The following is a 13,885-nucleotide window of genomic DNA, read 5'->3' as shown; positions in this document are numbered from 1 at the left end:
CAATGCAAATTATTCTGTTAGACAAAGTCGCTAACCTGGGTGGTTTAGGTGACAATGTAGCTGTTAAGTCAGGTTATGCTCGTAACTTCTTGTTCCCACAGGGTAAAGCAGTTCCGGCCACCAAGGCTAACATCGAGAAGTTCGAAGCCCGTCGTGCTGAATTAGAAGCTAAATTAGCTGATGATTTAACTGCTGCAAACGACCGTGCTGCTAAAATTGCTGCGCTGGGTGAAGTGACTATCGCTTCTAAAGCCGGTGACGAAGGCAAACTGTTCGGTTCAGTAGGCACACGTGATATCGCTGATGCGATCACTGAAGCCGGCGTTAAAGTAACTAAAGCAGAAGTTAAACTGCCTACAGGTACTTTACGTGAAACTGGCGAGTACGAAATCGACGTACAGTTACACGCTGAAGTTACTGCAACTGTAAAAGTTGTCGTAATCGCAGAAGCTTAATAAGCTTTAAAGCGCACTGTATCTGCAGTGCGCTTTTTCCTCTGTTTTCCCCCGTTGTTGTTTACCTTAACTGTTTAGTTAAGCCACTAAAAAATATCTGACACTTCGCTTTGTGATCTGCCTTAGGCGGGTTAGCATTATGTTGTTTTCGCCAACTGACACAGGTGTTATGAGTAGTATCAAAGACAAACAGGTTGCTGCGGTTAAAATGCCGCCGCATTCGATAGAAGCTGAGCAATCGGTACTTGGCGGCTTAATGCTGGATAATGAGGCCTGGGATCGGGTAGCTGAAAAAGTGGTCGAGCAGGATTTTTACCTACGCGCGCACCGCTTTATTTTCGCTGCTATGTCACGTTTGGCTGAGGCTACCCAGCCGATAGATATTATTACCGTATCGGAAGATTTAGAAGCCAACCTGCAGCTGGATGATGTGGGTGGTTTTGCCTATCTGGGTGAAATTGCCAAAAATACCCCCAGCGCGGCTAATATTCTGGCTTATGCTGAAATCGTGCGTGAGCGCGCCGTGGTGCGCGATATGATTGCAGTAGCGCATGATATTGCCGACGCCGGTTACGACACCCAGGGCCGTACCTCGGCTGAGCTGCTGGACTTTGCCGAAACCAAAGTATTTAAAATTGCTGAGCAGCGCACCAACGCTAATGAAGGCCCCGAGCCAATTAATAGTATACTGGCCAAAACCATTGAGAAAATTGACGAGTTGTTTCGCTCGCCACACGATGGTGTTACCGGGGTATCTACCGGCTATGTCGATTTGGATAAAATGACTAACGGCATGCAGCCATCAGACTTGATCATTGTTGCTGCCCGGCCATCAATGGGTAAAACCACCTTTGCGATGAACCTGTGTGAACATGCGGCTATTACCTCGGATAAGCCGGTGCTGATTTTCAGCTTAGAGATGCCGTCCGAACAAATTATGATGCGTATGTTGGCCTCTTTGGGCCGGATTGATCAAACCAAGGTGCGTACCGGCCAGCTGGAAGATGAAGACTGGGCGCGGTTATCCTCCGCGATTGAGTTATTGAACACCAAAGGCAAAATGTATATCGACGATGGCTCTGGCCTAACGCCGACAGAGGTACGCTCGCGGGCGCGCCGTGTTGCGCGTGAGCACGGTGGCTTAAGTATGATCATGGTAGATTACTTACAGCTGATGACAGTGCCGGGCTTAAGTGAAAACCGTACGCTGGAAATTGCAGAAATTTCGCGCTCGTTAAAAGCTCTGGCCAAAGAGCTGAAAGTGCCGGTAGTGGCGCTGTCGCAGCTAAACCGCTCACTGGAACAACGTGCCGATAAACGGCCGGTAAACTCCGACTTACGTGAATCCGGCTCTATTGAGCAGGATGCTGACTTAATTATGTTTATCTATCGCGACGAAGTGTACAACGACGACAGCCCGGATAAAGGCACGGCAGAGGTGATTATCGGTAAGCAGCGGAATGGCCCGATTGGCCGCGTGCGCTTAACCTTCCACGGCCGCTATTCGCGCTTTGATAACTACGCCGGCAGTGCCAGGTTCGAGGACGATTAATGCTAAGCCGCCGGCCCCAGGCCACTATAGACCTAGCCGCGCTTGAACATAACTTCGCGCGGGTAAAGCAGCTGGCGCCGAACAGCAAGTTACTGGCGGTGTTAAAAGCCAATGCCTATGGCCATGGCATGTTGCCGGTAGCTCAGGCGTTAACGCAAGCCGATGCTTTGGGCGTAGCGCGCCTTGATGAAGCCTTAGCACTGCGTGCCGGTGGTATCGCCAGGCCGATAGTGTTGCTGGAAGGCTTTTTTCACCCGGATGAACTGGCACAAGTGGTTGCCTCTAACCTGCAACTGGTAATACACCACCGCGACCAGGCCGAAGCCTTGCTGGCGGCAGAGCTGGATGCGCCGGTACGTGTATGGCTAAAAGTAGATTCCGGTATGCACCGCCTTGGTATTTATCCGCATGAGTTTAACGGGTTATATCAGCGCTTAAGCCAAAGCCGCAATGTGCAGGGGCCGCTTAGATTAATGAGCCACTTTGCCAGCTCAGACGAGCTGGATAAACCTGCAACGGCTAACCAACTGGCATTATTTCAGCATACTACGCAAGGCTGTGCCGGTGAGCATTCACTGGCTAACTCTGCTGCCGTATTAAACTGGCCGCAAAGCCATGGCGACTGGGTACGGCCGGGCTTAATGCTGTACGGTGTATCGCCCATGGCTGAAGCAGTGGGCACTGCTCACGGTTTAAAGCCAGTCATGACACTTAGCAGCAGCGTTATCGCGGTACGCGAGGTAAATGCTGGCGACGCTGTAGGCTATGGCGGTAGCTGGATAGCGGCGCATAAGACCCGTTTAGCCGTGGTGGCGATGGGCTATGGCGATGGCTACCCGCGCGCAGCCGGTAATAATGCCGATGTGCTGATTAACGGTAAGCATTTGCCGATAGTTGGCCGGGTGTCGATGGATATGATTACTGTCGATATTGGCAACGAGGCTGTAGCCGTGGGTGATAAAGTGATCCTGTGGGGCCGCGATTTACCGGTAGAGCAACTGGCGCGCTGTGTTGATACTATTCCTTATGAATTGCTGTGTAATATCACCAGCCGTGTACAATTCAGCTATATCCATCGTACTTGAAGCTACAGCTTTGTTGACGGCGTTCTCTCGCTGGAACGCCAGCCCGGCCCAATCACATAGTTTATCTATGCTCATGGGGATCTCGTTCGCTTGTCGCCTCACTGCCGCTTCAATTACTTTGAATATGTGAAAATTAATATTGTAAACAAAAACGCCGGCGCTAAGCGTGAGTTAACACTAGGCCGGCGTTGTGCTGTGTAGATCGCAGCTTATTTATCAAAGCTCACTTCAATATGTACCTTGCCAAAATCTGAATCAAACGGCATCAGAATTTTTGCACCTTCAGATTTATGCGAAATAGTATGGTTTTTACCAGACACCACCACAGGGGTTGCCATAGTAAAGTCATAGCCTTTTTCGCCTAAAATACGTTTGGCACCGCCGGTAACCATATTGGTAATTTCACCTACCATGTCGGTAACATCTGCTGTAATGCCTTTTGGCCGTTCGCCCAGCATACGAAACATAATTTCCACTGCTAACGATTCTTCAAAGGTAATAGAAAATGAGCCTTTGGTTTGCGGGCTAACCATACCAATTAAACCAGATACATCGCCACGGGCAACTTCGTCTTTTTTAATACGTGGTTGTCCGGGAATAATGGTGGTATTTGCCATAGTGCTTAGCACATTGACTAAAGACGATAAAAACGGATTTATAAATTCAACATTCATGTCAATGCCTATCAGAAAACAGAACTAAAGCGAAAACTTGTTTAAGATTAGAAACCTTTTTATAAATGTACAAGCCAGATCCTTGATATAGATAAGTATTATTATTTGGCTTTACATATTTTGCACAATCCATGCGCTTCAATGGTCTGGTGTTTGATAACAAACCCTTGCGATACTGCCTGACGGTTAAACTCATCTTGCAATAAACTGGAATGTAGCTCAGTGACATTACCACATTGATCGCAAATTAACAGCTGAGCCGGGTGATGCTGGCCAAAATGATGACACAGCATAAACGCATTGCTGGATTCAATTTTATGAATAAAGCCCTGTTCGGTAAGAAACTCTATCGCCCGGTAAACCGTAGCGGGTTTTGCACCGGGCTCAGTTTGTTTTAACTGCTCAAGCAGTTCATAGGCGCCAATGCCGCCATTAAGGCCGGCCAGCAGGCGAAATACCTTTTCGCGGATAGATGTAAAGCGGGCACCATTTTGTTCGCAAATTGTGCGCGCCCGGTTAACCAGAGTTTCCGTCGACATTTTCAGCTCCTGTCAGCAGTTGCTGGCAGTGTACCATAACAAAGCTTAACTGCCACGCACGCCATACAGTGCAACAGGATGAAAATATGGTTGTTTATAACCGGTTAATTTGTTCTTTTAGCTGGTAACTTTTGTCTGTAACAATGCTTTCCAGTGTAGCTATACGTTGTTTCAGTTTTTCTTGCTCGGCTCTGAGTTGCTCCAATTCTGCACTACCCGCTTTGCCCTTATTATCGTGATATACCTTAAAGGCTGATAATCCTATACCGCCAATAATGGCCAGTGCCGCTATTTCGAAGGGTCCCATTGTATGCTCCTGTTATTCTCTGTAATAGTTTAATGGCGTTGTGTGCAAATCAGATGCCAACTAATAATATGTATATATATATCAGTTGGATGTGCTGGTAATCTAATTGATAACAATGGTAAGCACACAAAAGTTTAGCCAATTTCACCATAATATAGTGGTAAACTCCGCCATCAATCTAGCAATTAATTGTAAAGCATTATGACTGATGAAAACTGGATGCGCCGTGCTATCGCGCTGGCAGCTAACGCCGAGCAGCAGGGCGAAGTGCCGGTTGGCGCCGTGTTGGTTAAAGACGGTAAGATGATTGCAGAAGGCTGGAATCAGATGATCAGCCTGAATGATCCGTCAGCTCATGCTGAGATGCAGGCCATACGTGCCGCATCGGCCAGTATGGCTAATTACCGCTTGCCGGACTGTACGTTGTACGTAACACTGGAGCCTTGCAGCATGTGTGCCGGGGTAATGGTACATAGCCGTATTAAGCGGCTGGTATTTGGTGCCACAGATTTAAAAACAGGTGCGGCGGGCTCGGTGCTTAATCTGGTGCAGCATAGCCAGTTTAATCATCAACTTGAGGTGGTATCCGGTGTACTGGCGGCAGAATGTGCTGCACAGTTATCGGCGTTTTTTCAGCGCCGCAGGCAGGAACACAAAGCCGCTAAACAGCTTCGGCTGCCTGATTAAAAAAGCTCAGATAATGGCGTCGGCGTTGGTGCAGTTTCGCTACCGCAATATTACGTTTAATACGGCGCCTGCTTGATGCAATATTTGCCAGGCGGCGTTTTGCTCTGATTTGGGGTTTCTTTCGTTTTAACATAAAAAGCCTGCATAAGGAGAATTATGCTTACTATGGATGCGTGACTGCTTTGTTTCAATAGTCGCGTTAATTGTTATCCTGTGCGGGCTCTGGCAATATTTCTGTACTCAGCTGCTCGGTTAAACGTTGTTTTTGCTGTTCAAGCCGCTGTTCTGCCTGTTGGCGTTCATCTACCCATAATAAGGTGTCGTAGTAACGGCGGATATTTTCAACATAGGTTACCGCTTCATCACCGCGGGCATAGCCATATTTAGTGGTTTGATAGACATTTTTTTGCCGCAGCAAAGGCAGGCGTTGTTTTACATCAAGCCACTTATCCGGATCAGCGCCCTGGCGCTGCGTGATAATACGCGCATCTTCAACGTGGCCCCAACCAACATTATAAGATGCCAGCGCAAACCAGAGGCGATCTGGCATGGTAATACGCTCAGGTATGCGGGTAACCATGCGATGCAGGTAACGGCTGCCACCTTGTATGCTTTGCTCAGGATCAAGCCGGCTGGTAACACCCATTTGCTGTGCTGTGGGCAAGGTTAGCATCATTAAACCGCGTACACCGGTCGGACTTTTGGCTTTCGGATCCCAGTGTGATTCCTGATAACTGAGCGCGGCAAGTAAGCGCCAGTCAAGCTCTCCGGCATATTGCGTGAACCAGGCTTTAAACTTTGGCAGTTGTTGTTCTATAGCATCGATATACACCAGCGTGTCTACGTAGTCGAACAATTGCACATGACCAAAATAGCGATCTTCCAGCGCAATAAGCTCGCCGCCCTGGTACATAGCACCAAAAAACTCAATCAATACGGCGTAGAGCGAGTCGTCGCTGCTATCTGCCAGTAACCAGCTAACCGGTAAGTTGTCACGTACGGTAAAAGCAATACTAAGGTTGGGGTAAAAACGCCGGTTTAGTGCCAGTTGGTTTGAGTCGGTCAGGGTGTAAGCAATACTACCGTCAACCACCTGCTGTAAAATTTCGTCGGCGTCCAGTGTAGGGTGTTGTTGCCATTGTAAATCGGGTTTGTCCAGGCTTAGCTGTTGCAGGGTTTCGGCATGGCTGCTGTCTTTTACAACAACGACAGTGTCGGTCAGGTCATCCAGCGAACGTGGCCAGGTATTGCCTTGTTTAAATACTAATACCTCATTGATCCAGCGATAAGCCGGTGATGAACGGTACTTGCCTTTGCGCAGTTCTGTTAGGGTCAGGCCGCCGGCAATATAGTCAACCTGGCCGCTTTGCAACTTTTGCAGCAGCTCGTCCAGTTGATAGCTGGGAAATAACTCCAGTTTTACACCAAGCTTATCGGCCAGTGCCTGGCTGAGCTCCAGCTCGAAACCGGTGGGGCCGTCAATGCCAACGTAATAGCTGGTAGGGCCATGCAAAATGCCAACTTTTAAGCTATCACGCTGATATATCTGGTAAAGCTGGCTTTGTGATGGCTCGGGGCTACACCCTGCTAAACACAGCAACAACAGCAACCAGGCCTGATTTTTCCACATCTTTGCTAACCTGCAATGTCACGTTCTGCGCTGTTATAACAAACTTCTGTCGCCGCGTCAGTGTTTACTCATACCACTTGAGCAGAAATTTCTTTATAATGGCGCGCCTATAAGGGGTTCCAGCCCCAGGTTTCAATTTGACAAACCCACGGGAAAAAAAAGCCTATGTTGATCCTGCGTGGTGCGCCAGCACTGTCCGATTTCAGAGTTCAGAAGTTACTAGACCAATGCGCCCAGAGTGGCTTAACCATCAGCGGTATTTATGCTGAGTTTATGCACTTTGCTGATGTTAGCAGCGCATTGACTGACGCCCAGCAGCAAACACTGGATAAATTGTTAACCTATGGCCCGGCCATTGCCAGCCATGAACCTCGCGGCCAGTTAGTGCTGGTAACGCCGCGGCCGGGCACTATTTCGCCCTGGTCGTCTAAAGCGACAGATATTGCCCGCAACTGTGGTTTAATGCAGGTTTCGCGCTTAGAACGTGGTATTGCTTACTATATTGAAGCGCCAACGGCACTGAATGCACCGCAGTTACAGCAAGTCGCGGCATTGCTACATGACCGTATGATGGAAGCGGTATTTACTGAACTGGCGCAGGCACAGGCGCTGTTTAGCAAAGCTGAGCCAGCAGCGCTTAGCTCGGTAGATATTAAAAGCGGTGGCCGTGCGGCGCTGGCTAAAGCTAATATCGATATGGGCCTGGCCCTGGCCGATGATGAAATTGATTATCTGTTTGATAACTTCACCGCACTTGGCCGTAACCCGAACGACATTGAACTCTATATGTTTGCTCAGGCGAACTCAGAACATTGCCGGCACAAAATTTTTAACGCCGACTGGACTATAGACGGCGTACAACAGCCTAAATCGCTGTTTAAAATGATTAAAAACACCTATGAGCAAACACCGGATTATGTATTGTCGGCTTATAAAGACAACGCTGCGGTAATGGAAGGTTCTACCGCTGGCCGGTTTTTTGCCCAGCCCGGTAATTTAACTTATCAGTATCACCATGAACCTATTCATATACTGATGAAAGTTGAAACCCATAACCACCCAACGGCTATTTCGCCATATCCGGGTGCAGCTACCGGTTCTGGCGGTGAAATTCGTGACGAAGGCGCTACCGGTGTGGGGTCTAAACCTAAAGCCGGTTTAGTCGGCTTTTCTGTGTCTAATTTACGTATTCCGGGTTTTGAGCAGCCGTGGGAAACTGATTTTGGCAAACCGGAGCGTATTGTATCGGCGCTGGATATTATGCTGGAAGGCCCTCTGGGTGGTGCGGCTTTTAATAATGAATTTGGCCGCCCGGCTATTAACGGTTATTTCCGTACCTATGAAGAAAAGGTACCCAGCCATAACGGCGACGAAGTACGCGGTTACCATAAGCCGATTATGATTGCCGGTGGTTTGGGGAATATCCGTGCTGATCATGTGCAAAAAGGTAATTTACCGGTTGGTGCAAAACTGGTGGTACTGGGTGGCCCGGCGATGAATATCGGGCTTGGCGGCGGTGCGGCATCTTCGATGGCGTCGGGTCAGTCGGCCGAAGATTTAGACTTTGCCTCAGTGCAACGCGAAAACCCGGAAATTGAACGTCGTTGTCAGGAAGTTATCGATCGTTGCTGGCAGTTGGGCAGCGAAAACCCGATCGTATTTATTCATGATGTTGGCGCCGGTGGTTTATCGAATGCTTTTCCAGAGCTGGTCAACGACGGTGGCGTAGGCGGTAAGTTTGAGCTGCGTAATGTACCAAACGACGAGCCCGGTATGTCACCGCTGCAAATCTGGTGTAACGAATCACAAGAGCGTTATGTGATGGCGATACCTGCCGACAAAATGCCGGTGTTTGAGCAGATTTGTCAGCGTGAGCGGGCACCTTTTGCCGTTGTAGGCGAAGCTACAGCAGAGCAACACTTAACGCTGACCGACACCCACTTTGGCAGTACACCTATTGATTTGCCATTAAATGTGCTGTTGGGCAAAGCACCGAAAATGCACCGTGATGTGCAAAGCACACAAGCAGCAGGTAAAGCACTGGATTTAGCCGGTGTATCAGTAAAAGACGCGGCAGAGCGTTTATTGCGTTTGCCAGCCATTGCCGAAAAAACCTTTCTGGTAACTATTGGTGATCGTTCTGTCACCGGTTTGGTAGCACGCGACCAGATGGTAGGCCCCTGGCAGGTACCGGTAGCTAACTGCGGAGTTACTGCAGCCAGTTACGATACATACCACGGTGAAGCCATGGCGATGGGTGAGCGCACGCCGGTGGCGCTGCTTGATTTTGCTGCCTCAGCCCGTTTAGCGGTAGCAGAAGCCATTACTAATATTGCCGCCACTGATATTGGCGATTTAAAGCGGATAAAACTATCTGCAAACTGGATGGCTGCGGCTGGCCACCCCGGCGAAGATGCTGGTTTATATGCAGCCGTTAAAGCCATTGGTGAAGAGCTGTGCCCGGCACTGGAAGTAACCATTCCGGTGGGCAAAGACTCGATGTCTATGAAAACCAAATGGCAGCAAAACGGTGAAGATAAAGCCGTTACCGCACCATTGTCTTTAGTGATCACTGCGTTTGCACGGGTAGAAGATATCCGCAAAACGGTTACACCGCAGCTGCGTACTGACAAAGGCGACACCAGCCTGCTGTTAATTGACTTAGGCCTGGGGCAAAACCGCTTGGGCGCGTCCTGTCTGGCGCAGGTGTATAAGCAGCTCGGACAAACACCGGTTGATTTAGACAGCCCACAGCTGCTGATTAACTTTTTTAACGCCGTGCAGCAGTTAACCCGCGAGCAGAAACTGCTGGCCTACCATGACCGCTCCGACGGTGGTTTATTTGTGACGCTGGCTGAAATGGCCTTTGCCGGTAAAGCCGGTATACGTACCGATATCAGCGCACTGGGTAACGATGATATGGCGGTGCTGTTCTCTGAAGAGCCTGGCGCGGTGATTCAGGTTGCCGCAGCAGATCTGGATTACGTTAAACAGGTACTGGCGCAGCATCAACTGGGCAACTGCAGCCATGTTATAGGCAGTGTAAATACTGACGACGAGCTGATATTCAGCCGTGGCGATAAAGTGGTATTAAGCGACAGCCGCACTCGTTTGCGTTGTATCTGGGCCGAAACCACGTATCAGATGCAAGCGCTGCGTGATAACCCGGCAGGTGCTAAACAAGAGTTTGACGCCAAAGCTGATGTTGCCGATCCGGGCCTTAATGTAAAACTGAGTTTTGATTTAAATGCCGATGTTGCCGCACCCTTTATTTTAAAAGGTGCAGCGCCGAAAGTAGCGATACTGCGTGAGCAGGGTGTTAACTCGCACGTAGAAATGGCTGCCGCCTTTAACCGTGCCGGTTTTACCGCGGTTGATGTACATATGAGCGATATACTGGCAGGCCGGGCTAAGTTAGCCGATTTTAACGGCTTAGTGGCCTGTGGCGGCTTCTCTTACGGCGACGTACTGGGCGCCGGTGAAGGTTGGGCTAAATCAGTATTGTTTAACGACATCGCCCGTAAGCAGTTTGCTGAGTTTTTCGAGCGCCAAAGCACCTTCTCGCTGGGGGTGTGTAACGGCTGCCAGATGATGTCTAACCTTAAGAGCCTGATCCCGGGTGCAGAGCTGTGGCCACACTTTGTCCGCAACAAATCTGAGCGCTTTGAGGGTCGTTTTAGCCTGGTAGAAATACAGCAAAGCCCGTCGTTGTTTTTTAACGGTATGGCCGGTTCACGTATGCCGATTGCGGTGTCGCACGGTGAGGGGCATGCTGAGTTTGCTTCATCTGAAGCTTTCGCCAAAGCCAACCATAGCGGCACGGTTGCCATGCGCTTTGTCGATCACTACGGCAAAGCCACTGAGCAATACCCGCAAAACCCGAACGGCTCACCAGCTGGTATTACGTCGCTTACCACTACTGATGGCCGTGTAACGATTATGATGCCACACCCGGAGCGGGTGTTCCGCGCCGTAGCTAATTCATGGCAGCCAGACGGCTGGCAGGAAGACAGCCCCTGGATGCGCATGTTCCGCAACGCGCGGGTTTGGTTAGGTTAAGCTAACCAACTGTAATAACGAAAAAACCTGCTGCGGCAGGTTTTTTTTATGGCTAGCTAAAAGATAAAAGCATCAGCGGTTGGTGTTGCGGCGGTATTTACCTACATCAAGCCTTTTAAAAATGCTACTACACTACGGCCCAGTGCGCTTAGGGCGTAGCCGCCTTCCAGTGCGGCGACAATACGGCCCTGGCAGTGTTGATCGGCCAGTTGTTTTAGCTGTTGTGCTATCCACTGGTAATCGGCTTCGGTTAGCAGAAATTGCGCCATATCATCTTCGCGGTGGCCGTCAAAACCGGCGGATACCAGAATAAGCTGCGGTTTAAATGCGTTAATACGCGGCAGCCAGTGCTGCTGAATTTGCTCGCGCCAGATGGCTGGTTTGCACAGGGCAGGCAGTGGTAAGTTTTCGATATTACTGGCGCTGGGGTGTTCACCGGTATTGGGGTAAAGTGGATACTGAAAGGATGAACAAAACAATACCCGATCATCAGCGGCGAAAATATCTTCAGTACCGTTGCCGTGATGCACATCAAAATCGACAATTGCTACCCGGCTAAGTTGGTGGTGCTCAAGCGCATAAGCCGCTGCTACAGCGATATTGTTAAAAATACAAAAACCCATGGCCTGGTCGCGAGTGGCATGGTGGCCTGGCGGGCGTACATTACAAAACGCCTGCTGGTTGGTGTCACTCATTACCTGATCTACCGCATTAATGGTTGCGCCTGCGGCATGCAGAGCTGCATTGAGGCTATGTTTCATTATCTGGGTGTCAGGGTCTAGCCAGATGTGGCCATCCTCAGGGTTTTTGGCATAAATTTCATCAATATACAGCTTGCTGTGTACATGATATAAATCTTCCGCACGGGCAGGTGTGGCATCACGCTGCTGTACAATAAACTCCAGGCCAGAGCGGATTAACTGATCATTTATTGCACTTAGCCGGGCAGGTTGTTCCGGGTGATCATCGCCGGCCTGGTGTAAATAACAGCTGGGGTGGCTAAACAGGGTAATTGCCATCAGCTTTGCTCTGCTGGTTTGCTGCTGGCTGAGTGGGGCAGGCGTAGCTGCAGGTAAACTTCACTGGGATCATCTCCCGGCAGGCGGCTAAAACCGGCTTTCTGGAATACTGCCAGCATGGCTTTATTTTCTGAGCGTACATAGGCTGTCATGCTGGTTAAACCGCGTAGTTCTGCAATGGTAATCATCTCCTGTAGCAGGCGTTTAGCCATACCTTTGCCCTGATATTTTTCCCGTGTCACAAAGGCAACTTCGCAGCTTTGGTTGTCGTTTAACAGGTAATAGCGGCCCACTGCCTGAATTTGTACCACAGAGCCTTTTTGCTTCACAATACACAGTGCTAAATCTCGGGATTGATCAACGCCAACCAAAGTACAGGATTTCTCCCGGCTCATTTGTGTTGGCACGGCGCTGTAACGCAGCTGCAGGGTTTCTTTGGTGTGTGAGTAGAAAAACTCCTGCAGGCGGCGCTCGTCAGACGGGTTTAATGGCCGAAGATCAAACTCTTCGCCATCAATTAATAGTTCTTTAAAGCCCACATCGCCCAGCTCGGGTACTTCCATTGGTGTATGCAACTGATAATGCGGTACCCAGTAATGTTTACGTACTTCTTCGAGCAACTGCTGGCGAAACTTTGGGTGCGCCACCCGAATAAGCTCCAGTGATCGTTCGCGGATGCTTTTACCGCGCAGTGAGGCTACACCAAACTCGGTAACCACATAGTGTACGTGGCCACGCGAGGTTACTACGCCTGCACCTTCAGAAATAAAGGGTACTATGCGTGATATTGTGCCGTTTTGCGCGGTAGAGGGCAGGGCAATAATGGGCTTACCGCCGCTGCTCATGGATGCGCCCCGGCTGAAATCAACCTGGCCGCCAATGCCGCTGTAAAATAAATGTCCAATTGAATCAGACACTATCTGGCCGGTAAGGTCTACTTCAATCGCACTGTTTATTGATACCATATTGTCGTTACGGGCAATATTAGCCGGTGAGTTCACGTATTCGCTCGGGTAGAAACCCATATGGGGGTTACAGTGAACGAAATCGTACAAGGCTTTACTGCCTACACAGAAACTTGCCACAGTTTTGCCCGGATGAAAGGTCTTTTGGCGGTTAGTGACGACGCCTTTTTTTATCAGCTCCATCATGGAGTCGGTAATCATTTCACTGTGAATGCCAAGGTCAGTATGGTTGCCAAGATACCGCAGTACGGCATCACACATCTTGCCGACACCAATCTGAATTGTTGCGCCATCTTCTATCAGCAAAGATACATACTGGCCAATCCGTTCAGTAATGGCATCAAGCTCGGGTGCCGGCATTTGTGGCAGTGGCTGGTCAGCATAAAAGAAATTATCAATCTGATCGCGGTGAATAAAGGCCTGGCCGTAAGTAACCGGCATGGACGTGTTTACCTGAGCGATAACTTTTTTGGCCGATTTAGCTGCCGCCGATACCACATCTACTGATACGCCAAGCGAGTGATAACCATGCTCATCGGCCGGGCTTACCATAATTAATGCAGCATCCAGTGGTAATACGCCTTCGCTGAATAACGACGGAATATCTGACATAAAGCAGGGAGTGTAATCGGCCCGGCCTTCAGCTACTGCCCGTCGCACCTGATCACCACCAATAAACAGGGCATTCACTTTAAACAATTGTTGATATTCAGGTTTTGCCCATTTGTTGTCAGACAATGAGTATACCTGCACAATTTCGATATCATGCAGTTGTTTAGCATTGCTAATCAGGTGATCTATCAGCGCCGTTGGCGTAGCCGCATGTGAACCGATAAAAATACGATCGCCGGATTTTAACAGCTGTTGCCAGTTCAGCGTAGCGGGGGCTTTAGCCACTGTTATGCTCCGTGTA

General features: G+C 49.5%; 11 protein-coding genes. 5 read left to right on the top strand and 6 right to left on the bottom strand.

Annotation, left to right across the window (positions count from 1 at the left end; translation table 11 throughout):
- The first annotated feature begins 2 nt into the window (after positions 1–2).
- The 3 genes from rplI to alr all read left to right on the top strand — a co-directional run bounded on the left by rplI (position 3) and on the right by alr (position 3,092).
- On the top strand, positions 3–455 hold the full coding sequence (gene rplI, locus J3B89_RS01920) for a 50S ribosomal protein L9 (RefSeq protein ID WP_215395823.1): 453 nt from the start codon (positions 3–5) through the stop codon (positions 453–455).
- Positions 456–624: 169 nt separating this feature from the next.
- The gene (dnaB, locus tag J3B89_RS01915; RefSeq protein ID WP_215395822.1) at positions 625–2,007 is read left to right on the top strand and encodes a replicative DNA helicase; all 1,383 of its coding nucleotides are present in this window, start codon (positions 625–627) and stop codon (positions 2,005–2,007) included.
- Positions 2,007–3,092 carry an alanine racemase gene (gene alr / locus J3B89_RS01910; RefSeq protein ID WP_215395821.1) on the top strand — a complete coding sequence of 362 codons (1,086 nt, stop codon included), beginning with the start codon at positions 2,007–2,009 and terminating at the stop codon, positions 3,090–3,092. The genes dnaB and alr overlap by 1 nt, the downstream gene beginning before the upstream one ends.
- 209 nt (positions 3,093–3,301) lie before the next feature.
- Here the strand turns inward: alr and J3B89_RS01905 are convergent, their stop codons facing one another.
- The 3 genes from J3B89_RS01905 to J3B89_RS01895 all read right to left on the bottom strand — a co-directional run bounded on the left by J3B89_RS01905 (position 3,302) and on the right by J3B89_RS01895 (position 4,612).
- Positions 3,302–3,766: a chemotaxis protein CheX gene (locus J3B89_RS01905; protein WP_215395820.1), complete on the bottom strand. Its 465-nt coding sequence runs from the start codon at positions 3,764–3,766 to the stop codon at positions 3,302–3,304.
- A 101-nt stretch (positions 3,767–3,867) separates the two neighbouring features.
- Positions 3,868–4,305 carry a transcriptional repressor gene (locus J3B89_RS01900; RefSeq protein ID WP_215395819.1) on the bottom strand — a complete coding sequence of 146 codons (438 nt, stop codon included), beginning with the start codon at positions 4,303–4,305 and terminating at the stop codon, positions 3,868–3,870.
- Positions 4,306–4,399: 94 nt separating this feature from the next.
- Positions 4,400–4,612, bottom strand: coding sequence for a hypothetical protein (locus J3B89_RS01895; protein WP_215395818.1), 213 nt, complete (start codon positions 4,610–4,612; stop codon positions 4,400–4,402).
- A gap of 201 nt (positions 4,613–4,813) precedes the next feature.
- On the opposite strand from J3B89_RS01895, the gene tadA reads away from it, so the two are divergent.
- A complete protein-coding gene (gene tadA, locus J3B89_RS01890) occupies positions 4,814–5,299 on the top strand; it encodes a tRNA adenosine(34) deaminase TadA (protein WP_215395817.1) in 486 nt (161 codons plus the stop codon).
- A gap of 199 nt (positions 5,300–5,498) precedes the next feature.
- Here tadA and mltF read toward each other — a convergent pair whose 3' ends face one another.
- Positions 5,499–6,929, bottom strand: a complete 1,431-nt coding sequence (mltF, locus tag J3B89_RS01885; RefSeq protein WP_215395816.1) for a membrane-bound lytic murein transglycosylase MltF — start codon at positions 6,927–6,929, stop codon at positions 5,499–5,501.
- Positions 6,930–7,094: 165 nt separating this feature from the next.
- Between mltF and purL the strand changes: the two genes are divergently transcribed.
- A complete protein-coding gene (gene purL, locus J3B89_RS01880; RefSeq protein WP_215395815.1) occupies positions 7,095–10,988 on the top strand; it encodes a phosphoribosylformylglycinamidine synthase in 3,894 nt (1,297 codons plus the stop codon).
- A 101-nt stretch (positions 10,989–11,089) separates the two neighbouring features.
- Here the strand turns inward: purL and J3B89_RS01875 are convergent, their stop codons facing one another.
- Positions 11,090–12,007 (bottom strand): histone deacetylase family protein, encoded by a 918-nt coding sequence (locus tag J3B89_RS01875; RefSeq protein WP_215395814.1) that lies wholly within the window; start codon positions 12,005–12,007, stop codon positions 11,090–11,092.
- Positions 12,007–13,869 (bottom strand): GNAT family N-acetyltransferase, encoded by a 1,863-nt coding sequence (locus tag J3B89_RS01870; RefSeq protein WP_215395813.1) that lies wholly within the window; start codon positions 13,867–13,869, stop codon positions 12,007–12,009. Before J3B89_RS01870 ends, J3B89_RS01875 begins: the two co-directional genes overlap by 1 nt.
- Positions 13,870–13,885: the final 16 nt, after the last annotated feature.

It is taken from the genome of Rheinheimera oceanensis (genome assembly GCF_018831085.1).
GTDB lineage: Bacteria > Pseudomonadota > Gammaproteobacteria > Enterobacterales > Alteromonadaceae > Alishewanella > Alishewanella oceanensis.
This window is presented reverse-complemented; position numbering and strand designations above follow the sequence as displayed.